The organism is Rothia sp. HMSC064F07, assembly GCF_001837265.1.
In the GTDB taxonomy this organism is placed as follows: domain Bacteria; phylum Actinomycetota; class Actinomycetes; order Actinomycetales; family Micrococcaceae; genus Rothia; species Rothia mucilaginosa.
In genome coordinates this window covers 29297-51701 of record NZ_KV831925.1, presented here as the reverse complement: position 1 = coordinate 51701, position 22405 = coordinate 29297, and the positions used below count along the sequence as shown (strand labels likewise).

At 60.6% G+C, this 22405-nt stretch carries 16 protein-coding genes; 13 read left to right on the top strand and 3 right to left on the bottom strand.

From position 1 onward, the window contains the following. Nucleotides 1–24: 24 nt before the first annotated feature. Both HMPREF2712_RS02270 and HMPREF2712_RS02265 read left to right on the top strand, forming a co-directional pair. A complete protein-coding gene (locus tag HMPREF2712_RS02270; protein ID WP_239665157.1) occupies nucleotides 25–642 on the top strand; it encodes a hypothetical protein in 618 nt (205 codons plus the stop codon). An 89-nt stretch (nucleotides 643–731) separates the two neighbouring features. Then, nucleotides 732–1421 (top strand): hypothetical protein, encoded by a 690-nt coding sequence (locus HMPREF2712_RS02265; protein ID WP_070819165.1) that lies wholly within the window; start codon nucleotides 732–734, stop codon nucleotides 1419–1421. A gap of 88 nt (nucleotides 1422–1509) precedes the next feature. Here HMPREF2712_RS02265 and HMPREF2712_RS02260 read toward each other — a convergent pair whose 3' ends face one another. Beyond that, on the bottom strand, nucleotides 1510–4524 hold the full coding sequence (locus HMPREF2712_RS02260; RefSeq protein ID WP_070819164.1) for a choice-of-anchor M domain-containing protein: 3015 nt from the start codon (nucleotides 4522–4524) through the stop codon (nucleotides 1510–1512). A 274-nt stretch (nucleotides 4525–4798) separates the two neighbouring features. On the opposite strand from HMPREF2712_RS02260, the gene HMPREF2712_RS02255 reads away from it, so the two are divergent. The 6 genes from HMPREF2712_RS02255 to HMPREF2712_RS02230 all read left to right on the top strand — a co-directional run bounded on the left by HMPREF2712_RS02255 (nucleotide 4799) and on the right by HMPREF2712_RS02230 (nucleotide 13194). Beyond that, nucleotides 4799–7174 (top strand): TIGR03773 family transporter-associated surface protein, encoded by a 2376-nt coding sequence (locus tag HMPREF2712_RS02255; RefSeq protein WP_070819163.1) that lies wholly within the window; start codon nucleotides 4799–4801, stop codon nucleotides 7172–7174. Beyond that, a complete protein-coding gene (locus HMPREF2712_RS02250) occupies nucleotides 7161–8924 on the top strand; it encodes an anchored repeat ABC transporter, substrate-binding protein (protein WP_070819162.1) in 1764 nt (587 codons plus the stop codon). The genes HMPREF2712_RS02255 and HMPREF2712_RS02250 overlap by 14 nt, the downstream gene beginning before the upstream one ends. Before the next feature lie 93 nt (nucleotides 8925–9017). Further along, on the top strand, nucleotides 9018–10112 hold the full coding sequence (locus tag HMPREF2712_RS02245; protein WP_070819161.1) for a TIGR03773 family transporter-associated surface protein: 1095 nt from the start codon (nucleotides 9018–9020) through the stop codon (nucleotides 10110–10112). Then, on the top strand, nucleotides 10109–10981 hold the full coding sequence (locus tag HMPREF2712_RS02240; RefSeq protein ID WP_070819160.1) for a metal ABC transporter ATP-binding protein: 873 nt from the start codon (nucleotides 10109–10111) through the stop codon (nucleotides 10979–10981). Before HMPREF2712_RS02245 ends, HMPREF2712_RS02240 begins: the two co-directional genes overlap by 4 nt. Next, on the top strand, nucleotides 10978–11832 hold the full coding sequence (locus HMPREF2712_RS02235; protein ID WP_049338175.1) for an anchored repeat-type ABC transporter permease subunit: 855 nt from the start codon (nucleotides 10978–10980) through the stop codon (nucleotides 11830–11832). The genes HMPREF2712_RS02240 and HMPREF2712_RS02235 overlap by 4 nt, the downstream gene beginning before the upstream one ends. Before the next feature lie 291 nt (nucleotides 11833–12123). Then, the gene (locus tag HMPREF2712_RS02230; RefSeq protein WP_070819159.1) at nucleotides 12124–13194 is read left to right on the top strand and encodes an alcohol dehydrogenase catalytic domain-containing protein; all 1071 of its coding nucleotides are present in this window, start codon (nucleotides 12124–12126) and stop codon (nucleotides 13192–13194) included. A gap of 497 nt (nucleotides 13195–13691) precedes the next feature. Here the strand turns inward: HMPREF2712_RS02230 and HMPREF2712_RS02225 are convergent, their stop codons facing one another. Further along, nucleotides 13692–15047 carry an NADH dehydrogenase gene (locus HMPREF2712_RS02225; RefSeq protein WP_070819158.1) on the bottom strand — a complete coding sequence of 452 codons (1356 nt, stop codon included), beginning with the start codon at nucleotides 15045–15047 and terminating at the stop codon, nucleotides 13692–13694. 209 nt (nucleotides 15048–15256) lie between these two features. Beyond that, nucleotides 15257–16822 carry an MFS transporter gene (locus HMPREF2712_RS02220; protein ID WP_070819157.1) on the bottom strand — a complete coding sequence of 522 codons (1566 nt, stop codon included), beginning with the start codon at nucleotides 16820–16822 and terminating at the stop codon, nucleotides 15257–15259. A gap of 177 nt (nucleotides 16823–16999) precedes the next feature. On the opposite strand from HMPREF2712_RS02220, the gene HMPREF2712_RS02215 reads away from it, so the two are divergent. The 5 genes from HMPREF2712_RS02215 to HMPREF2712_RS02195 all read left to right on the top strand — a co-directional run. Continuing rightward, entirely contained in the window at nucleotides 17000–17578 is a 579-nt protein-coding gene (locus tag HMPREF2712_RS02215; RefSeq protein ID WP_070819156.1) for a TetR/AcrR family transcriptional regulator, read from the top strand. A 136-nt stretch (nucleotides 17579–17714) separates the two neighbouring features. Further along, on the top strand, nucleotides 17715–18035 hold the full coding sequence (locus HMPREF2712_RS02210) for a putative quinol monooxygenase (RefSeq protein ID WP_049360721.1): 321 nt from the start codon (nucleotides 17715–17717) through the stop codon (nucleotides 18033–18035). A gap of 261 nt (nucleotides 18036–18296) precedes the next feature. Next, nucleotides 18297–19109 carry an NUDIX hydrolase gene (locus HMPREF2712_RS02205; protein WP_070629352.1) on the top strand — a complete coding sequence of 271 codons (813 nt, stop codon included), beginning with the start codon at nucleotides 18297–18299 and terminating at the stop codon, nucleotides 19107–19109. A gap of 466 nt (nucleotides 19110–19575) precedes the next feature. Next, nucleotides 19576–21363 (top strand): ABC-F family ATP-binding cassette domain-containing protein, encoded by a 1788-nt coding sequence (locus HMPREF2712_RS02200; RefSeq protein WP_070819155.1) that lies wholly within the window; start codon nucleotides 19576–19578, stop codon nucleotides 21361–21363. Nucleotides 21364–21779: 416 nt separating this feature from the next. Continuing rightward, the coding region (locus HMPREF2712_RS02195) for an ATP-binding cassette domain-containing protein (RefSeq protein WP_141762564.1) at nucleotides 21780–22405 on the top strand (626 nt) is incomplete at its 3' end.

Genomic DNA, 22405 nt, shown 5'->3' with positions numbered 1-22405 from the left:
ACTATTTTTTGGGGTTGCTTATTAGTGCTTACTGTCATTTCAATTCCTTATATTCTTATTAGTTATGAGGTGCATCGGCGTCAGGATAAGAAGAGAGAGTCTGCGGGTATTTATGTTAGACGCGTGAATCGTTTTGAGATTTTCAGCTGTCTCGCATCCCCATTTTTTCCATTAATTTTCTTTTTGTCCATGATATATGATGGAAAAATAAATCTTATCCAAGATTTTATTGCTCTAATTTTCACCTCAATTTTTCTAATGTTCTCATGGTATATTCATGTTGCTTATGTAAAAATTTCACCGGAAGGCGTCGAGCAACGCATTCTTTCCACCAAGCCGACAAGTTATCCATTCAATGTAATTGATAGTGTTTACTACCGTGAAGCGCTCTCAATTGATGACCAAGATATTGTTGGATTTTATACTAAATCAGGTAAACATATTGCTGCGTTTTGCCCGATTATTCATGGTAATTATCGTTTGTTGGCGATTGTGCGGTTCAGGATTGAGAACGAACGCTGGCCTGATATGAATAATTCGGGTGATGTGGCTCAGGTTAACTTGTTGGACACATGGGGTGAGACAATTCCATTCTTCAGGGAACGGGGAGAAGTCTCCGGTCTCGCCGATGTCGACATGTAGCCCGCTCGATAAGCGCCGACTACCCCCTACATCCTAAGAGCCACAACTGGCACGAACACCACCAACACCGCGAAAGAGGAGCACACATCATGCACACCTTTTTCCTTCTGCTCTGGGGCACCTGCACCCTCGCATCGATTATCGGCGCCATCATTGTCGTTGTCCTGCATGATAGACACCTGCGCCAGGACATGAAGCTACGCGACGAAGGCATCTACATTACACGCGTGCCCCGCCGTGAAGCACTCATAAGCCTTCTCACGCCCACACTCCCGGCAGGTTTCTTCGCGTTCTACCTCTACACGCAGGCAGAGCTCGGCATCCTCTTCAACCTCCTGATGTTCATCCTGCTGCTGGTCTTCCTATACCACCTTCTGCACGTTCACCTGGTGTACACGAAAATCACGCCTGACACTGTGAAGCAGAAGCTCTCACCGTTCGCTACCGTGACCCCCTACCCGATTAGGGCTATCGACCAGGTTTTCTACTTCCAAGGTAGGGCGGAGGCGGAGGATTGGGATGGGGAAGGGACCGACAAGGCTACCTTCTACACCAAGAAGGGCAAGGAAATCGCCAAGCTTGACCCCGTTGGAAGGAACCACCGGCTGCTGGCAATCGTACGGTTCAGGCTCGAGTTCGACCGCTGGCCCGATATGCGGGACCCGCAGGATCTGGCGTGGGTTGATACGTGGGATAGCCTCGAGTGGACCCGACCCCTGTTCAGGAAGCTGTATAGAAGACGCAACAAAATCACCGGCCTAGCGGATATCAAGATGTAACACCGCATAGAGAAAGCCCCCGTAGCCGAGAGTCACCCTCTCAGCCGCGGGGGCTTTATCGTATCAGCGTGTCCTCACGCGGCGAGCGCTAAGAAGCGCGGCGGCGAGAACGCAACACCATCACAGTGCCGACACCAAGCACCAGTGCGCCACCCACAGCCACAGACACCGCACCAAAACCAGTACGTGCCAGGCCGCCCTGCTGGGAGCTAGCACCGCCAGAAGAAGCAGACACACCGGACTGACCCAAAGATCCGCCACCGGAAATACCACCCGGGTACACGCCACCAGCGGAACCATCAGTCGAACCCTCAGAGGAGCCCTTCGCGTTCACATCACCGGCGGCACCAGAAGCACCAGCCTGACCGGACTGACCACCCTGCGCAGCACCAGACTGCGCGGAGCCGGGCTGGTTAGCACCAGCGGTACCGCCCGGGGTTGCCGAATCCACACGGCGCACGCCACTAAAGTCGTCCTTAGCCGCGTTCGGGTCCTTCGGCACGGCAGTCTCAAACGAGCACGCATCCGACGCCTTCTTACCCACAGCAACCGCAAGCTGCTGCACCGGGCTGTTCACCTCAGTACCATCAGCCAGGGTCGCAGAATAGTGCACGTCAAACATGTACTGGCCGGGCTCAGAGAACACCCAGTTCGCGTGCGCGTGCGTCGCGTAATCAATGTCGATCGTGGTCTTGCCGGTCGTCGAATCCAGCAGCACATCCGCACCGTTCAGCGACTCGGTGAACATGCCGAAGCGCGCACCCTCAGGCATGACCTTCGGCACCACGTGCAGGTGCACGGGGCCGCGCAGCTGCGAGTAGTCGATGTCCTGCGTGTTGTAGCCGGGCCAGGGCAGGCCGCTCTGCTGGGTCTGCGGCAGGCCGTAGAAGGCGGTACCGACCGGGCCCATGAAGTTCAGCTTCTCATCAGCCATACGTTCGGTACGCACACGGCGGGCGTTCTCGCTGACAGTCCACACGACCGAATCAAGCGGGCGCACGGTCGAATCAGCGTCAATGATGCCGCTGTCGTCGCGCAGACCCACGGACAGCTGGCGGTCCTTCAGGGTTGCCTGGATGTCCAGGTGGCCGTGCGAAATCTTGGTGCGGCCGTCAATCTGACCGGGCACGCACTGGTTACCGGGGGTTCCGGGGGTGGACGGCTGCGCAGACGGCGCCGGGCTAGTCGGAGCAGGTGCGCTCGGGGTCGGGTTCGCGGGCGCCGGAGTCGTCGGTGCCGGAGTGGAGGGTGCCGGAGCAGGCACGCTCGGTTCTGCGGAGGCGGTCGGCACCGCAGGCACGCTCGGAACCTCGCTGGGGGACACCGACGGAACGGTGCTGGGCTCAGCGGTCGGAGCCTCGCTGGGTGCCTCGGAGGGAGCCTCGCTCGGCTCTGCAGAAGGCTCGGCAGAGGGCGCGACGGTAGGCTCAGCGCTCGGCGACGGATCCACCGGAGCAGGCTTCGGCGCATCGCTAATGGGTGCGCTATCGGGAGCCAAAGCGCCGTGCGCGGTGTACTTGGTGCCCGGCTCATAGTTCGCCGCAACCTCAGTGGTGGAGGCGGAAGCGTTCATATCCGGGTGGGTCAGCATCTTCACGCGCAGAGCCGTGCCCTTGTAGAAGGACTCGTCACGGAAGGTAAAGCGCGCCACACCATCCTCGACGGATCCTTCCAGGTCGAGGTACGGGTAGACCGGGTCATCCTGGGCGTAGAAGCCGCCGCGCATGAAGCCGCGCACCTTCGGGTCCTTGAAGCGGACCTCAACGGTGCTGAAGCCGTTGCCGTTCGGGGTGACGGTCACGTCGTAGTCCATGCTGGTCGGCGTGTACTGCTGGGTGCTGAGTACGGTGTTCGCCTGATCCGGGATTTCTTCGGGCCAGGAGCCGTTACCGTCATCGCTGTACACGCTCTCGGAGCGGCCGGGCTCGTAGGTGAGCTTGTGCGAGATCCAGCGGGACGCCTCCGCGCTATTCTCGTCGGAGGTGTCGGGGGTGAAGACCGCCTGCAGCTGGGAGCCTTCGCTACCGAGCATTTCAGACCAGGTGGCGGTACCGTTCACGACCGGCAGATCGGTCAGGAAGTAGCCGTTGTTGTACAGGGTCAGGGTGCCCTTGAGGTTCTTGTTCGCGGCAGTGAAGGTGATGTCGCTGAGCTTGTCGTCGGCATCCTTGTTCTTAGCCGGGTCGGCGTCCAGGCGGTGCGGTGCCACGGACAGCACGTACTTTGCGGCGTCTAGGTCACCAACGGGTGCCGCATTGTAGCGATCAACGGTGGGCACGGCGGTGGGGGTGCCGTCACCGAGCACGGGCTGCATGCCGCCAACCTGCCAGACCAGCTTCGACGGCTTGGAGCTAATGATGCGGCCGTCGGTGGAGCGCGCCACGGTGCGGTAGGTGACCACGTAGCGGCCGGGGCGGGTGAAGGTCGTGGTGTTGTGGGTGTGGCTACCCTTGTCGAGTAGCCAGGAGTGCCAGCCGGTCGAGCTGCTGGAGAGCATGCGGTACACGTCGGCGGGGGCGTCGTCCGGGTTGTAGCGGAAGAGCTCCATGCGACCGGGGCCCTCAACGGAGAGAATGTCGGTAGCGAACACTCCGTCACGGAAACGCTCGGTGGGCACCTTCGTGGAGGCGCCCAGGCCAGCCCAGATGGGGTCCTGGTTGCCGTAGGTCAGGTGCGGTGCCATGTAGAGGGTCTGGCCGGGTTCGCCGAGGAACGCCAGGGAGGGCGATTCGCCCAGGGTCATGGTGTACTGCGACTTGCCGTCCCTGGTGCTGTAGCCCTTGCCGACCCAGTTGACGGTCTTGTCCAGTTCGTAGGTGTCTGCACCGGTCTTGTAGGGGTTCGCCTCGTTCATGAGGACGAAGGTGCCGTTCTGCTCGTCCCAGTATGCCTTGGGGGCGTCAACGTGGCCCTTGGTGGTGACAATTTTGCCGTCGTCGGGGCCTGCTGCGGCGGGCAGGGAGGGGGCTGCGCCGGCGAGCGCGAGCAGCGCTGCGGCGGAGAGGAATGCGGCTGCGCGGCGGAGGGCGGGCTTGCCGCCGGGGATGAAGAGTGCGGGGGTGTGTGTGGTGACCCGTCGTTGGGTCTGCTTCTGAGAGCTCATGACAACCTTTCTCATTTTTCTATCCTCTAGGGTAGCTCTTTTGCAAATAATTGTCATTTAGAACCTAAGTGAGTATAGTGATTCCCAGAAACACGTGTGCGCCGAGGCGCGCCCAAAAACGCACACCACGTACATCCACAAAGAGAAAAACACGGCAGAGCGCACCCCGAACCCAAGAGGGAAACCGGCAACAGGCCGCCGGACCCAGCACCGGGCAAGCCCCGAAAGCAACGGGCCCCGCGCCAGCCAACGAGCAGTCATCCAAGGAGCCACCATGCAAGGACGCACCAAACCTCTGAGCCTACTCAGCGCAACCACCCTCGGATGCACCCTCGCACTCGGGGCACCCCTCGCCCTCCCCCAGGTCGGCACCTTCACCGCCGCACAGGCGCAGGAAAACCAGGCGCAGGAAAACCAGACCGGCACCCAGGCAGGCACCGAGTCGCGCGGTTACGTCAACTACGAAGGCGACTACGTCATCGCGGGCGTACACACCGAAATGCTCAACGCATTCCTCGACGGCAACCAGTTCACCCTCGCCACCCTCGCAGACACCGGCCCCGGCCAGCAGGGACGATTCAACCCCGCCCGCACCGTCTTCCACCTGCCCGACGTCGAGGATGCACACACCAACGTCGTAGCAGGCTACGACTACATTGCCCCCGAAGGCACCGACATCTTCTACATTCCCTCCACCCGCACCCGCGGCCTGCTCTACCCCGGCCTCGGTGCGGAAGGAATCCGCCCCGGAGCACTCAAGGACAACACCATCAACCTTGAACTCGTGCGCAGCAGCGTACCCGAAGGCGGTCGCGCCGAAGTCTTCACCGAATCCGGTCGCGACAACCCGCGCGTCTTCAGCACCAACGACAAGCTTGCACCGCACACCATCACCTCTGGCGGTCACGAGCACCTCAGCTGGGCATTCACCCGCGCGGGCATCTACCAGCTGACCTTCCGCGCCACCGCAACCCTTGCCGACGGCACCCCGGTCAGCTCCGAGGCGACCTACACCATCGCCGTGGGCACTAACGCTGAGGACGGTTTCAAGCTCCTGAACGCGCAGAACGCCGCAAAGGAAGCAACCAAGGACGCCACGAGCGAGGCAACCACTACCCCCGAGGCGAGCGCCACCGCCACCGAGAGCGCCACCAGCAGCCCCAGCGCATCCGCTTCTGCTTCTACCTCCGCAAATGCTGAGGCGAGTGCATCTGCTGAGGCGAGCGCATCCACCGGTATTCGCCGCGTGGATGGATCCGTGAACGGTCAGAACGCCGCGCAGGTGACCGACCCGAACGGCGCGAAGGCGGCGGCGAATGGTGAGCAGGCATCCCGGGGCGGATCTGGTGTAACCGCCATCAGCGGCACCGACAACACCAATAAGGGCTCCGACAAGGGTGAAAACAAGGACGGCAATGCCACCAGTGGGAAGGGATCCAGCGTGAAGGGCTCCAACGCCCAGAACATCAGCGCACCCAGCAGCAACGGAGGCGGCATTACCGGTAGCGGCGTGCTATCCTCCGGTCTGCCCGGCAGCCTGAACCAGCAGTGCATCGCCACCGAGGTTCCCGCCGAAGATGCTAAGGATTCCAAGGACAGCAAGGACTCCAAGGACGCTCAGAAGGACAACAAGCAGAGCAACCAGGCAGCCCAGGCACCGACCAGCATCCCCACCCTCGCTGTAGTCAACACCGCCGAGCACAGCGGCCGTGAAGAAGTCACCCACGGCCACTTTGACGTGGGCCCGATCCTCAACGGCGGCAACCTCACCAGCAGCGTGAAGGACGACCGCACCAGCCCCGCCCGCCACGTCTCCCCCGGCGCGCTCGAGTTCGTGCTCAATGACGCTGCGAAGATCAACCTGCCCGCAGGCATGGAGAATATCGCCCCGGCGGGCGCCCCCGTGCACATGATTGGTGCAACCCAGCAGCAGGGCGTGCCCTGGCTCGGCTGGAGCACCCAGGACCCCGAACTGCTCAAGCAGCTCGACGGCCCCGTCACCATGAGCCTCAACGGTTTTGAGGGCCCCGGCACCATGTCCACCTTCCTCTCCGGCAACTTCGGTTCCGCCGGTCAGAAGGTCTTCGATTCGCGTAGCGGCGGCTCCTTCCAGGTGCCCGCAAACACCCACCAGCACAGCAACTGGGTGTTCACCGCTGAGGGTCGCTACACCGTGACCATCGGCTGGACTGCACGCCTGAAGAACGGTCAGCAGGTCAGCAGCGAATCGGTTCTGCACTTCACCGTCGGCAACCCCGATAACGCCCCGGCAAGCAACAACGCGCAGGGTGCGGCAGACACCAAGCAGGACGGTGGCAACGCTAACAGCGCTAACGGCGCCAACAACGGCGGCGAGAAGAGCACCGCAAAGAACCCCGTCAACGGCACCGTAGACGAAGCCACCGGCATCGTCACCAAGCCCGACGGATCCAAGGTGCGCATCGTCGGAAAGACCGCATCCGGTGAGGATTGCGCCCTGACCAGCCAGGAACTCGCAAACGCACAGAAGGCAGCCGCGGCGGGTAAGCTGCCGAACACCGGCGTGGTCATCGACCCGTTCATGGTCAGCACCTCCATTCTGGCGCTGGCGCTCGGTGCCATGATTCTGCGTTCGGCACGCCGAAAGGGCCGCAGCGGTGACACCGCATAGCGGGCATACCGGCAAGGGGTCACACACCTATAGTCGACGCGCCGCCCTCACCCTCGCCTCCCGTATCGCGGTGGGCGCGGGGGTGGGGGCTGGTGCCTTCGCACTGAGCGGATGCGCCAGCACCGTGAACGCCTCCTCCGACCGGATGCGCGTGGTCGCCACGACCCCGATTCTGGCGGACTTGGCGCAGCAGATTGCCGGCGACCGAGCCAGCGTGCACTCCCTCGTGCCCGCCGGTGCTGACCCGCACTCGTACGAGCCGAGCCTGCGCGATATCCGCGATGTCGCCTACGCCCGTTGCGCCCTGACGAACGGCCTACTGCTGGAGCAGCGCAAGCTCTCCAAAATGGTTGAGGCGAACCTGCCCGCCGGGGTCGTGTCCGTGGCGGTTGCGGAGAAAATCGAGCAGTACGGCGGCAAGCTGGAAGCCATTGTTGAGGACGCCTCCCTGGACTCCATCTGGCTGGGTTTGCGCGTTGAAGAGGGCGGGCAGAACGAGTCTGCACCCGCCGATTCTTCGGATGCCGGCATGCGTTTTGAGGTGCAGAGCGTGCGGGCGCGCACCTCTACCGATTCGTCGAATGCGCAGTTGGCGGCGTTCATTACGCAGACCTTCGGTGCGGTGGAGATGCTGTGCGATTCGCATGCGCGCGGCGTGAACCTCACCCGTGAGGGGGACACCGCGATCCGTACCGGCGATATGGGTTCGCTGGAGCTTCCGTTGCAGGCGCATACGCACCTGTCGTGGGCGTTTAGTGATGCCGGCGAGTACGCCATTGAGCTGAGCGCCACCGCGGTCAATGCGCCGGAGTCGGTGCGTTCTTCGCGCGGCACCCTGTACTGCGCGGTCGGTCGCGACCCGCAACAGCTGGTGGACCGTCTGGCGAAGGAACAGAACGTTTCTGCCGCCGAGATCAAGGTTCTTTCTGCAGGTCACGCCGATATTACGGCACGTACCGGCGACGGCAGGCTCGTGCTTCGCGCGGATTCCTCCCAGGGCGCCGTAGAGTACGAACTGAACCGCACCGTGGTGGCGGTCCCCTCCCGCACCCTGCAGGAGGTGCCCGCCGGCGGTAGCTACCGTTTCCTGCGTTCGGGTGCTTCGGAGCATCGCGGTCAGGTGTATCTGCTGGCGCAGGCCGTTCTGGGCAAGCACGTGCACGGCGAGATTGACCCGCACATTTGGCATTCGGTGCCGAACGCGAAGGCGAGCGTGCAGGTCATTCGTGACGCGCTCACCTCCGCCGACCCGGAGGGTGCGAGCGAGTACGCGACCCGCACCGAGCAGGTCATGAAGGAGCTTGACGCCCTGGACGCTCAGCTGCGTCAGGTGTACGGAGGCCTGCCGGAGTCGGCACGCAACCTGGTCACCACGCACGACGGCTACCGCTACCTGGCGAGCACCTACGGGTTGCACATTGCCGGTTTTGTGAGCGCCAGCGCCAGCGGCGAGCCGAGCATTCAGCAGCGTCAGCGCCTGCGTCGCACGGTCGAGGATTTGAAGGTTCCAGCGATTTATCTGGACAAGTCCACGGCGATGCGTTCGCCGGTTCTCACGGAGCTGGCTCGGGAGGCTCAGGTGCGTACCGGGGTGCTCTACTCGGACACCCTGGATGCGCAGGCTCCTCACTATGCGCAAATGATGCTGGCGAATGCTCACACGATTGCGCTGTGCTCCGGGAATAGCTCTGGGGCTAGTCCTGGCGGCGATTCTTCGGGCGCTAGCTGCTCGGAGGCAAGCGCCTCATAACCCGATTTTAAGCTACCCACAAGCTTATATAGCCGTATCAGCATATAGATAATCTTTCACACACCGTTTCGGTCATGATCCAAGGAAGTCCTCATGATGAACTCAACCACCCCCTCCCGCTCCTCACGTAGCCGCGCCCTGCCCGCCCTGGCTCTGGGCGCCAGCCTCATGCTCGCACCCCTGGGTATGGCACACGCGGAGACCACCCCGGCAACCACTGAGGCAACCACCGAGAGCGCCTCGGCTCAGCCGAGCGACAGCAACCTCAGCCGCGGCGAGCGCGCCCTCACCCAGACCCTGTCGGCGGAGCAGCCGGTCGCATCCGGCCGCACCGAAATTTCTGCCGGTCACGTGGATATGGGTCCTCGTTTCAACAACGGCAAGTTTGAGCTCATGCTCCACGACGACCACGGTGAAACCCCCGTCTGGCGCAGCCTGGACGAGGTCATCTACCGCGGTAGCGACCAGGCGATCCTTGAGGTGCCGAACGACCCGCGCTACTCCTTCGTGGGTGCGCCCGCCGGCTCTAAGGTGTACGTCATTCCGCAGACCGAAACTAAGGGCGTGATCTGGCCGGGTTGGAACACTCAGGATCCGCAGCTGGTGTCCAAGCTGAACCGCGGCGTGAACCTGACCCTGGAGCAGGTGAGCGGCCCCGGCACGTTCAGCCTGTACCTGGAGAACGGCAACTTCTCGGCACCGCAGGTGCTGTGGTCCTCGACCAAGAGTGAGCCGCAGAAGCTGTGGGTCGAGAAGAACACTCACACCCACGCGAACTGGGTGTTCACCGCCCCGGGCGAGTACCTACTGAAGGTCACCGCGAGCGCTGAGCTGTCTGACGGTTCGACCGTGTCTGATACTCGCTACCTGAAGTTTGCGGTGGGTGACTCCGCGAGCGCTGATGCCCTGTACGCGATGGAGGCGCAGGCACGCGGTTCGGGCTCGGGCTCTTCGGATGCTTCCTCTAGCTCTGCTTCCCAGGCTGCTGGTACCCAGGCTTCGGGTTCTTCATCTGCCGCCGCGGCGAGCGACCAGAAGGGTTTCCGTGCTGAGTTCACGATTTCCTGGAGTCCCATCGTTGCTGGCATCGTAGTCTTGGTGGGCGTGGGCGCGTTCATCATCTCCCGCCGCCGCCGTTCCTCCGCGCAGCGTGAGGCTCTGGATGAAGTGCGCGGTGACCGTTCGTGAGCACGTCGGTAACAGCGGGTACTGAACCCGTTCTAGAGATTTCGAACCTGTACGCGGGCTACGCGCGCCGTTCCATCCTCAAGGATTTGTCCCTGACCCTGGAGCGCGGCGAGTTTGCGGGTCTGATTGGTGCTAATGGTGCCGGTAAGACCACGCTGCTGCGCACCATTTTGGGTCTGATTCGCCCGGCGTCCGGTCAGGTGCGGGTTCTGGGTGAGTCGCCGCGTGTGGCGCGTGCGCATATTGGTTATGTGCCGCAGAAGCACCAGTTCCAGTGGGATTTTCCGCTGACCGTCAAGGATACGGTGATGACCGGTCGCGTGCGTGAGATTGGGTTCTTCCGCCGCCCGGCGAAGAAGGATTGGGTGCAGGTTTTTTCGGCGATGGAACGCACCGATGTTCTGCACCTGCAGGATGCTTCCATTGCGGAGCTTTCCGGTGGTCAGCGTCAGAGGGTTCTTTTGGCGCGCGCTCTGGCGGCGAACCCCTCCCTGCTGCTGCTGGATGAGCCGTTTACGGGCGTGGATGCACCCACTCAGACCACTCTGACTCGCCTGTACCGTGAGTTGGCGGACGAGGGCATCACGATTCTGATGTCCACGCACGACATGCTGGCGGCGCGCGAGTCCTGCTCGCGTCTATGCGGTGTGCGCGGCAATATTCACCTGGATGGCCCGGCGGCGTCCTTTAGTCTGGAGCAGCTGCACACGTGGCTGCACGGTCACGATATTGAGGAGGCGCAGGGCCACGCCCGCACGGGCTTCACCTGTGCCGGTGGTGCGTTGGATGAGTACGGCCACGAGCTGCCGGATTCCTGCACCGCTTCCCCCGCCCACGCTGATTCTGCTTCTACCGGGGGTGCCCGTTGATTACTCCTCTCGATTTTTTTGCCGACCTGTTCAACCCGTCGCTGGCGTTCCTTCCGCGCGCCCTGGCGGCGGTACTGCTCGCGTCGGTGGTCACCGGCGTGGTGGGTTGCCACGTGCTGATGCGCGGCATGGTCTTCATTGGCGATGCGGTGGCGCACTCGGTGTTCCCGGGCCTGGCGGTGGCGTTCGTGTTGGGCGGTAACCTGATGGTGGGCGGCCTGACGGCGGGCGTGGTGACGGCTATTCTGGTGGCTATTTTTAGTCAGAATCAGCGGCTGCGCGAGGATTCGGTCATTGGTATTTTCTTTGCCGCATCTTTTGCGTTGGGTATTGTGATTATTTCGTTGGCGCCGGGCTATTCGGGGTCGGTGCAGGACTTCTTGTTCGGCTCGATTGTAGGTGTCTCGAATGAGGACATTACCAACGCCGCGATTATGGGTGCCGTTATCCTGCTGGTGCTGTGGCTGTTTCACCGCCAGATTGTGACGGTCAGCCTGGACCGTGAGAGTGCCCGCGCGATGGGCCTGCCGGTGCTTGCCCTGGACATCGTACTGTACGTTCTGGTGACCATTTCTGTGGTGCTGGGCCTGCAGACGCTCGGTAATGTGCTGGTGTTGGCGCTTCTGGTGATTCCCGCGTCGGCAGCCCGCCTGGCGTGCCGCCGACTGGGCTCGATGATGGTGTTCTCGCCGGTGTTCGGCGGTATCTGCTCGATTGTTGGCCTGTACCTGTCGTGGGCGTTTAACCTGCCGACCGGTGGCACGATTGTGCTGTCGATGGTGGCGGCTTTTGTGCTGGTGTGGGCCGTGACGGCGGTTCGTTCGCGAGCACGTGCGCAGCTCAAGAGTTAAACCCAGTGAAGGGCTAAGCCCAGCTGAACCCAACTTTTCTACATACAACGCACGAGGCGCATCCCTATTTTCAGGGGTGCGCCTCGTGCGTTATTTACAGGTATTAAATACCCAAACTGAATCATGTTTATGTTTAAAGAACTAAAAGATACACTCCGCGTAATAAAAGCGCTTAATTCAACACGTCGGGTTTAATGAAAATACAACCTATCAAATATTCCTTATAGGTTGATACATGTAGTGATAAAGCAGTCACTGCACCCTCATCAGAACTTCAACGGAGGAGGCACCATGAAGGCATATGTGTACCACGGTCCCGATCAGAAGGGCGCCTGGGAGGAAGTCCCGAACCCCACCATTCTTGAGCCCACGGACGTTATCGCCCGTGTCGACACCACCACCATTTGCGGTACTGACCTGCACATCCTGAAGGGCGACTGCCCCGAGGTGGACCACGGACGCATCCTCGGCCACGAGGCTGTCGGTACCATTACCGAGGTTGGCTCCGCGGTGACTGACCTGAAGGTCGGCGACCGCATCATCATCCCCGCCGTGACCAGCTGCGGTAAGTGCTCCTACTGTAAGGCAAACCAGCCTTCGCACTGCCAGACCGTTGGTGGTGTCGGCTGGATTTTCGGTTACATGATTGACGGCACCCAGGCAGAGTACGTGCGTGTTCCCTACGCAGAGACCTCGGTCCACCTAGTTCCGGAGGGCCTGACCGATGAGGACGTCCTCTTCCTCACCGACGCACTGCCCACCGGCTTCGAGATCGGTATTCTGAACGGCAACACCAAGCCCGGCGACACCGTCGCTGTCGTGGGTGCAGGCCCCGTGGGTCTGGGCGCGATCATGACCGCTAACCTCTGCGGTGCCGGCCGCGTCATCACCGTCGACTTCGACGACAACCGCATGAACAAGGCACTGGAGCTGGGCGCAACCGATAAGGTCAACGCGGGCGACCCGGACTTCATCGAGAAGATTAAGGCTCTCTCCCCCGACGGCCTGGGCGTGGACGTGGCAATTGAGGCTGTGGGCGTTCCGCAGACCTTCGAGACCTGCACCAAGATTGTTCGCCCCTACGGCAACATCGCGAACGCTGGCGTGCACGGCAAGCCCGTTGAGCTGCCCCTGAACACCATGTGGATCTCTAACGTTCGCATCGACATGGGCCTGGTCAACTGCAACACCGTCGGTAACCTGCTGAACATGGTCCGCTCCGGTCGCCTGAACGCTAAGGCAATGGCAACCCACCGCTTCACGTTCGACCAGTTCGAGGAAGCCTACGACCTGTTCAGCCACGCTGCCGAGCACAACGTGGTGAAGGTTGTTATCTCCCGCGACCCCGAGGTTGCGGCATAGACTGCGGTAGGCTCATATACCGCTCATACTGAAACCCCGAACTTTCGTTAGGGATTTCGGTGGGATGTCTTCATTACACTGCGAACATCCCTAGGATTCGCCTCCGGGTGGGAGAGGGTAGGTCCCACCCGGAGCGCGAATCGCCCTCCCCTACCCCGAGATGTAGTTATTTTCTGAAGAGACAAGGTTTTCTGAAGATTCAAGAGATACGCCAGCTCGGGGTTTTCTGTTCCCTCAACCTGTTCTTTGGTGGGTTGAGGGGCGGTTCCTCAAGCGTGATGCCTCCTCTGCCGGGCGCTCTGCCGACCCGCTCTTGCGGGTTCTTCTGCCAGGCAACCTCTACTGGTGGAGGGGCGCATCATTTGGCTCTTCTTGGTCGGGCGGTACCTCCGATTCTGCTCCTCCTTGAAGGGAAAGGAAAAGGGTCGCACGCTTACGGTTCAATGGCGATTCGTAGGCTGCGACCCTTTTCTCATGCCCGATGGATTCTAGGGCGGCTATTTAGTTTTAGGCTTCTCACCGTCAGCCTTCTCGCCGATAGCGGCGTTCTGTGTGATGGGGTTGAAAACCTCCGTGGGATCATCCTCTCCGAATGCGGCAGATACCCCAGATACGGCAGAGGGTTCGGTGGCGCTTCCGGTGACGGGTTCGGTGGGCGCATCCTCAACGGGTACTTCAGCCAGATTCTCGGCAGGTACCTCGGCAGGAGCCTCGACGGACACCTCCGCGACGATGGGCTCATCCGAGGCGGACTCCGCAGAGGCGGGCGCCTCCGGAGCCTTCTGCGCATCCTCCTGCTTATCCTGAGCCAGAGTCTCTACAGGCTGCTCAGAAACACCCTGCTCAGTAGCTACCGGCTCACCGTGCGCGGATTCCTTCTTCGCATCCTTGTGCGCGTCCTTATGTTCGAGCCTGTAGATGATGCGCGGTTCCAGGCGCTCAAAACCAATCTTGGAGCGCACCCAGTTCACGAAGCGGTCGATACGGTCCTCACCCTCGGTGGTTTCCGCAACCCGGTAGTTGCGCGGCAGCATCACGCTGTCGCTGAGCACGCGCGGGTACTCATCAATCTCCTGAATACCCGCCATGTACATGTTCTCGCGGAACTGGTGAGCGAACTCCTGCTGACCGAGGAACAGCTGGTCGGCGTAGGTTTTAGCCGCCAGGCGCTCGCTGTAGGCGTCCTTGGAGTCGCGAGCGCCCTTCTTGGAGCCGTAAATATCCCAGAAGTAAAAGTACACATTGTTCGCGATAATGGCGGAGATAATGCGGTTCTGCAGGTACACGAGGGCACCGACGGCGACCGCACCAACAATCAGGAGCACCACGGCGAGCGGGGAGAGTGCAAAGTCAGACAGATTGCCGCGGTGGTTCGTGAACAGGCCAATCAGGTAGGCGATGGTGACCACGATGATGGGCACGCCGATGAAAATCACGGCCAGCGGAACCCAAATGTACAGCAGGGCACGTAGAATCAGGCGGTAGTAGCTAATCGAGTCGCCAATGGGGATGGGCGTAGGCTTCACGGAAGAGTGCGCACGCTTCATGAGCAGGCTGAAGATACGGTTGCTGTCGATGCCAACTTTACGCAGCTTCGATTCGAGGGACGCACGCTTGAGGAAGACCCGGTAGTTTTCGAGGACGACGCGCTGGTCGGAGGTGAGCTTTTCGGGGTCGGGTAGGGCGTTGAGGTCCAAGCCGGCTTCGGTGAGGAGCTTGCTCCACAGTTCCAGTCGCGCCAGTTCGGAGGGTTTTGCCGCCGCCTGCGCCTGGTAGTTCTTGTAGGAGATGAAGATGGTGCTGGCACCAATCAGCAGTGTAATGAAGGGTGCAATCCAGTCTTTGAGTCCCATGGTGGCGTTCCTCCTTGAGTGTGTGGAGCCGTTGGTTCCTCTGTCTTTTTCGGGCGACTTTTTCGGGCGTGAGCCTACTGTTTTTACCGTACCACCGGCACCTGTGCTGAACCTTTAAATGCGCAGGTGGGTGCGTAAAAATAGCCCCGCCTCCCGGCGCTCAAGAGCAACGGGAGACGGAGCTTATCTATGAGGTTTAGTGCGCTGTATTAGTGTTCTGCGGGCTTCATTTCGCGCGGTGCCTTGCGGATCATGAAGTAGCTAATGACGGCCATAACACCCATGAGCACGGCGCTGAATGCGGAGCTCAGCACCACGCCGGAGTCGAAGGCAGCGAATGCGGAGGAGAGCAGCTGGTTCGCCTGCTCGCCACCCACCTGGCTTGCGACCGTCACGGCACCGCCGAGGGTTTCGTGGGCGTGGTCGGCGAGAGTCTCATCCAGGCCGTCGGGTACAACCACATTTGCGCGGTAGACGGCGGTGAGCATACCACCGATGATGACGGTGCCGAGCACCGTACCTGTCTCGTAGGAGGTCTCCGAGATCGCGGATGCCGCACCCGCCTTACGCGGCGGCACGCTGGAGAGCATCAGGTCGTTCGAAATGGTCTGCGCAATACCGATGCCGGTACCGAGCACAATAAAGATGAGGATAATAACCACGTCGCTGTGCGCACCCAGGAAGGCGAGCACCGCGAACGCGGCGGCGTTGAGAGCCAGACCGAAGGACACCACCTGCGCCGGGTGGAAGTGCACCGCAACACGCGCAATCACCAGGCCGGCGATGATAGTCGCCAAAGTACCGGGAATCAGCAGCATGCCGGCGTACATGGGCGGCAGACCGGAGACCAGCTGCAGGTGCTGGGAGGCGAAGTAGATGAAGCCAACGTCCACCGTCATGGAGATGAGGTTCGCGGTAATCGCACCGGTGAACACGGTGTTGCGGAAGAGTCGCACATCCAGCATGGGCTGAATATCGTTCTTCTCGCGGTTGAGCTGACGCAGCACGAACAGGACGATGAAGCACAGACCGGCAAGGATGGTGCTAATAGCCACCGCGTCGAAACCGGCTTCGGAGGTGTGAGTCAGACCGAAGGTAATGCCGGTCATGCCGACCATGATCAGCAGGATGCTCAGCGGGTCCACCGGGCTGGGGTTCGGGTCCTTAGACTCGGGCACCATGATCGGGGCAAGAATCAGCAGAGGAATCAGAATCGGCACAGCCAGCAGGAACACGGAACCCCAGTCGAAGTGCTCCAGCAGGAAGCCACCCACAATCGGGCCCAGCGCCGCACCGGCGGAGAAGCCCGAAGCCCACACGGCAATAGCGATGCGGCGCTCGGTCGCATCCACAAAGATATTGCGAATAATCGACAGGGTTGCCGGCATGAGCATCGCACCAAAAATACCGAGCAGGGCACGGGCAACCACGAGCATCAGCGCGGAGGGTGCGAATGCCGCGAGCGTAGAGATCGCCGCGAAGCCGGTCGAACCGATGAGCAGCAACTTGCGGCGGCCGATGCGGTCACCGATAGCGCCCATGGGCACGAGCAGGGCGGAGAGCACCAGCGGGTAGGCATCAACGATCCACAGCTGTTCCGCGGAGGAGGGGCTCAGCGCCTTAGCGATTGCGGGCACCGCGAAGGCGAGCACCGTGTTGTCAATGGAGACCAGGAGCACCGGGAGCATGAGCACGCCGAGTGCCGCCCAGCGCTTGGTCTTCTGGTCGGGGGCGTGAATGGGCAGAGCCGTGGTGTGCGGATTGTGATTCGTCATGGGTTGTTTTCGTGCGTCTATAAGGTGTCGGCTGATGCGGCGGACGCGGCGACATCAGCTCGGCCTGTCTTTTGGACTAGGTCTTTTAGTGAGGTTTTAGGGGTCCGGACGGGGCCATAAACGAAGATTAACTATACCAACTGGACGGTATAGTTTCAAGCGGTTAGACTGGTACCCATGACCACCCCCAACCACCGCAAACAGCGCGCCAACAACTCCCGCGAACACATCCTCGACACCTACGTCGACCTGCTGATTCGCTCGGGAGAACGCGCCGCAACCCTCGACGCCGTCGCCACCGCCGCCAAGGTTTCCAAGGGCGGGCTACTCTACCACTTCTCATCCAAGAAGGCGCTCCTTGAAGCGCTCGCAGAACGCACCCTCACCCTGGCTGAAGAGGACTTCGCGGCAATGGAGCAGGCACCCGAGGGGGCAAGCGCCTACTACATCAATTCCTCCACGCCGGATAACACCCCGTTCGACCGTGCCCTCATTGCCCTCAGCCGCCTGGCGCAGAACAATAATGAGCTCGCCCAGCAGACCATGAGTCGCGTACAGGATGGCTGGCATGCGCTCGTTCTCGCTGAGCTGGGTGATGAACAGATTGCCCGCACCGTGCTGCTTCTGGGTGATGGCATGTACTACAACGCGGCATTCGGAGGCGACTCCGCCAGCCCGCAGAGGGCTGCAGCCATCGCGGCAGACCGTGCGGCACTCGAACGCGCCCTGCAGGCACTCAAGGCGGCGGCTCGTTAAACCACAAAAGCCACTCGACACAGCGGTTAAAGCCACAAGCTAAAACCGCTACCTCAAACCCTATTCTTCAGCGCCGGCGAGCACCCGGGGCTTAAACTGGAAGGGTACGTATCTACTCTTCAACCAAGGAGTTCCGATGATTTTCATTGCTGTAAAGTTCCCCGTCAAGCCCGAATACGCTGACCAGTGGATTGAGAAGACCCGCGCTTTCACCGAGGCAACCCGCGCCGAGGAAGGCAATAAGTTCTTCGAGTGGTCCCGCAGTGTTGAGGACCCGAACGAGTTCGTTCTGCTCGAGGCTTTCAACGACGATGCAGCTGGCCCGCACGTGAACTCTGACCACTTCCAGCAGGCTATGAAGGACATGCGTCCGCTGCTGACTGCAACCCCGAAGATTATTTCTCGCCTGGTTGACGGCGACGGCTGGGACGCTATGGGCGAGCTGCAGATCGACTAGTCTGCACCCCTGATATGCACCTAAAACTGCATAGTTAGATGTTGCATAAGTAGACGCTAAAGCGCCTCTCCTGCCTGTTCTATTGGACAGGCAGGAGGGGTGCTTTGGCGTGTCCGGTACCTGAACTTTTCCCCTTGACACGACGCGGATGGTACCGGTTTTCGACTCAGCGGGTGCCTTGCGTGCATTTTTACCCTATTAACCCCTTAAAATGGGTAGAGTATGCACACCTATCGATACCCATTCGCACAGGAGGCTTGAATGAGCATCGCATCCCAGCCTCTTCCCGGCGCAGTCGCCGTTGAAGAGCACAACGACGTGGACCACACCTCTGTATCCCTCGCCGTCTCGACCGTTATTCTGGCACTGCGCCCCAAGGACAACGAAACCCACCCGACCCTGTGGCTGCCGCTGGTTCGCCGCCTCCGCGAGCCCTATAAGGGCCAGTGGGCACTTCCTGGCGGTCCGCTTAACCCGAATCTTTCCCTCGAAGAGGCAGCGGCTTCGACCCTGAAGCGTGCAACCAATCTGCAGCCCGGCTACCTGGAGCAGCTCTACGCGTTCGGCGACGTTCTGCGCACCCCCGAGGCGCGCGCCGCCCGCGTTGTGGGAGAGCCCGAACCGGCACCCGGTACTGATCATGAGCGCGTGGTGTCCGTGGTGTACTGGGCGTCGATTCCCGCCACCGAGGTCGCGAACACTCGCGTGCACGAGAACATCCGCTGGTTCCCGGTGGATGAGCTGCCCGAGCTCGCCTTCGACCACAACGAAATCATTGAGTACGCGCTCTACCGCCTGCAGAACAAGGTCGAGTACTCGCGTATTGCGCACTCTTTCTTGGGTGAGGAGTTCACCCTGGCGCAGCTGCGTGAGGTGTACGAGGCGATTCTGGGTCGTACCCTGGATCCGGCGAACTTCCGACGCCAGATTGCGGCGTCGAAGTCGATTATTGACACCGGCCGCCGCGTGGAGGGCACCCGTCACCGCCCGCCGCGCCTGTACCGTTACAACGACGCTCAGGCGTACGCGGATGCGGGCCCGCTGGGTATGTACCGTGAACGCCACGAAGCGTAATAGCGTTTCGCGTGTTGTACGCGCGCAGATTTAATGCTTAAAAGGAGGGGCGGCACCGATTGGTGTCGCCCCTCCTTTTGCGTTCTCTAAGGGGTATCGGCACTTGTCAGGAGGTTTTACGGGAGGGTGTTTGACTCAGCACCCACACAGTTTCTATGCTTGAGCCATCAGCTCTCTATCCGCGCTACCCCACCGTGAGGGTAGCCTAAGGGACTGAACATATCGATTGACCGAAGCCACCCAAGGCACGACCGGGGTGGTATTCGGAATCTAGGAGGCATCAAAGAAATGACCCACCGAGCATAAGCCCGGATCCAACAACACCAGGTCAATACGCTTTTATGCGTCCACCCCACTACCCGGGCTTACGTGTACCTACAGACCGCGCTCGGGTTTTTCATATTCTCATGCCTAACGTGCACTACGATGGCGGGAATCCGAGCACCCATTCGAAGGAACTCGGCCCATGCCACACCACATTACACTCGACCATATTTCGTATGCACATCCGGGTGAGCCCCCACTTTTCACAGACCTTTCCGCGGTATTTTCTGCGCCACTCACCGGGCTTATCGGCGATAACGGCGCCGGAAAAACTACCCTCTTCAGACTTATTCTTGGCGACATAAACCCTAGTCAAGGCATAATCAGCACCCCACCGCACATAGCGTACCTACCGCAAGATTTAGGGTTGAGTGGGCATCAGCATCTTGCCGATATTTTTGGAATTACAAAAATACTGCAGGCGCTTGATGCGCTGGAATCGGGCGAATATTCCCCCAGCCTTTACGACACCATAGGCGACGCCTGGGATATTGAAGAACGCACCCTCGTAGCCCTTGCCGAACATGGTTTTGGTCCTGCCCTCACTACGACCGATACACAGGCCCGCCGCAACCTTCTGATGCGTCCCCTTAGCACCTTTTCAGGTGGTCAGACGGTCACAGCCGCACTCACCGCGCTTCTGTATTCAGACCCAGAGTTCATTCTGCTCGACGAGCCGACGAACAACCTGGACTCCGCGGCGAAAGCCCAGCTCTTCACGACACTGGAGGCGCTGCCCTGCCCGGCGCTCATTATTAGCCACGACCGCGACCTACTGGAGCGCGTAAACGTGATTGCCGAGCTTCACGCCGACCGGCAGGGGGTGGCGCATCTGCGCCTTTTCGAGGGTAACTACAGCACCTACCGGCAGGCGCTGGAGACCGAGCAGCAGGCGGCTCAGCGTCGCGTCACCGAGGCGAAGAATGAGGCACGTAAGGCTGAGCGTGAGCGCGCTGAGAACCAGATTAAGCTCGATCGCAACACCCGCCGAGGTCGCGAATTTGAACGGTCAAAGCGGAAACCTGGCATGGCTATGGGCCTGGATAAGAACAGTTCAGAGCGCTCTGCCGGGAAACTTCACACAGCCCACGAAAGCATGGTGGCGGATGCGCGTGCGGCAGTTGGAGAAGCCCAAGAGAACCTGCGCGTGCAGGAGCGTATCTATCTGGAACTTGCTCAGGATGCGCTCCCGCTGGGACGGAAAGTACTGGAATTACATCGGGTGGAGAACGACTCTTGCGCATCTACACCGCAGAGCGCCGACATTAAGAAGGCATACACCCAAAACATCGTTTCACGTGAAACACAACCTTATAAAGTTGATTATCTGCTTCAAGTCCAAGATTTTCCCGAGGGTCTTATCCTGACCGGACCCGAACACCTGCACATCACGGGAGCAAACGGCAGTGGCAAGACTGTGCTTCTCAACGCGATAGCGCACGCAAATGACCCTGACTACCGTTCCCCAGTGCCGCCTGCGTACCAAGTGCTCTACCGTCTGGACAACACCGCATACCTGCCGCAGCGCATCATCCTCGACCCGGAGCTCACCCTCCTTGAAACCGTACAGAGGGCGAATCCCGGTGCGAGCGAACAGCATCTGCGTGACCAGCTGGCACGCCTGCTCTTCCGTCGCGAAAGCGTACATCAGCGCATTGGGGATTTATCCGGAGGTGAGCGCTTCCGTGCCGCGGTGGCGCAGGTGCTTCTGGCGGATCCGGTGCCGCAGCTACTCATATTGGATGAGCCGACGAATAACCTCGATATTTCCTCGGTGGATTGGCTGGTGCAGGCGCTCGAAGCCTATACCGGCGCACTCATTGTAGTGAGTCATGATGAGGATTTTTGCCGCCGCATCCGCATTGACCGCACACTCAACCTTTCAACAAAAACTCTCGGGAAGGAACCATTCGGGGAATCAGCATGCTGAATCTTCTCCTACATGGGAGGGTGCTTGACCCGCCGCCCATATAGTTCCTATGCTGGAATCCTCAGCTCTCTATCCGCGCTACCCCACCGTGGGGGTAGCCTAAGGGACTGAACGTATCGTTTGACCGAAGCCACCCAAGGCATGACCGGGGCGGTATTCGGAATCTAGGAGGCATCAAAGAAATGACCCACCGAGCATAAGCCCGGATCTAACAGTTTTTTCGCGCGCTCACGCAGCAACTCTACGGATACATTTTCTGCGTGTTCCAATCAGCGCGCACACCCGGGCACAGGTACACCCACCGTTACGCTCGGGTTTTTTGCGCCCTTTGAAGGCGACCTCCTTCTCATAATCTCCGCAGTACTTTTGCGCCGGCGGTTGAGGGACCCGAGCACCTACTCGAAGGAACTCAGCCCATGTCACGTCACATTACACTCGACCATATTTCGTACGCGCACCCGAGCGAGCCCGCGCTCTTCATCGACCTGTCGGCGGTGTTTTCGGCACCTCTGACCGGGCTCATTGGCGACAATGGTTGCGGAAAAACAACCCTCATGAGGTTGATTCTGGGCGATTTGACCCCGGATTCCGGTTCTTTGGCAGCACCGGAACGCATGGCGTATCTACCTCAGGATTTGGGTCTGGATCGGGAGCAGACCCTAGCCGAGCTCTGCGGAATCTCCGAGATTCTGCGGGCACTACAGGCAGTGGAATCCGGCGAATACTCCCCCGAACTCTACGACACTATTGGCGATAACTGGGACGTTGAAGAGCGCACCCTGGCGGCTCTTGCGACCTACGGTTTCACCCCGGCGACCCTAGTTGATCGCGATAGTCCGGAGGCGGTTCGCGCGCTCTTTGCTCGCAGTATGCGCAGCTTCTCCGGTGGCGAGGCGGTCATCGCCGCACTTGCCTCGCTGATGATTTCTGACCCCGAGTTCATCCTGCTGGATGAGCCGACCAATAACCTGGATTCCGCGGCGAAGGCTCAGCTCTTCACGGCGCTGGATGCGCTGCCCTGCCCGGCGCTCATTATTAGCCA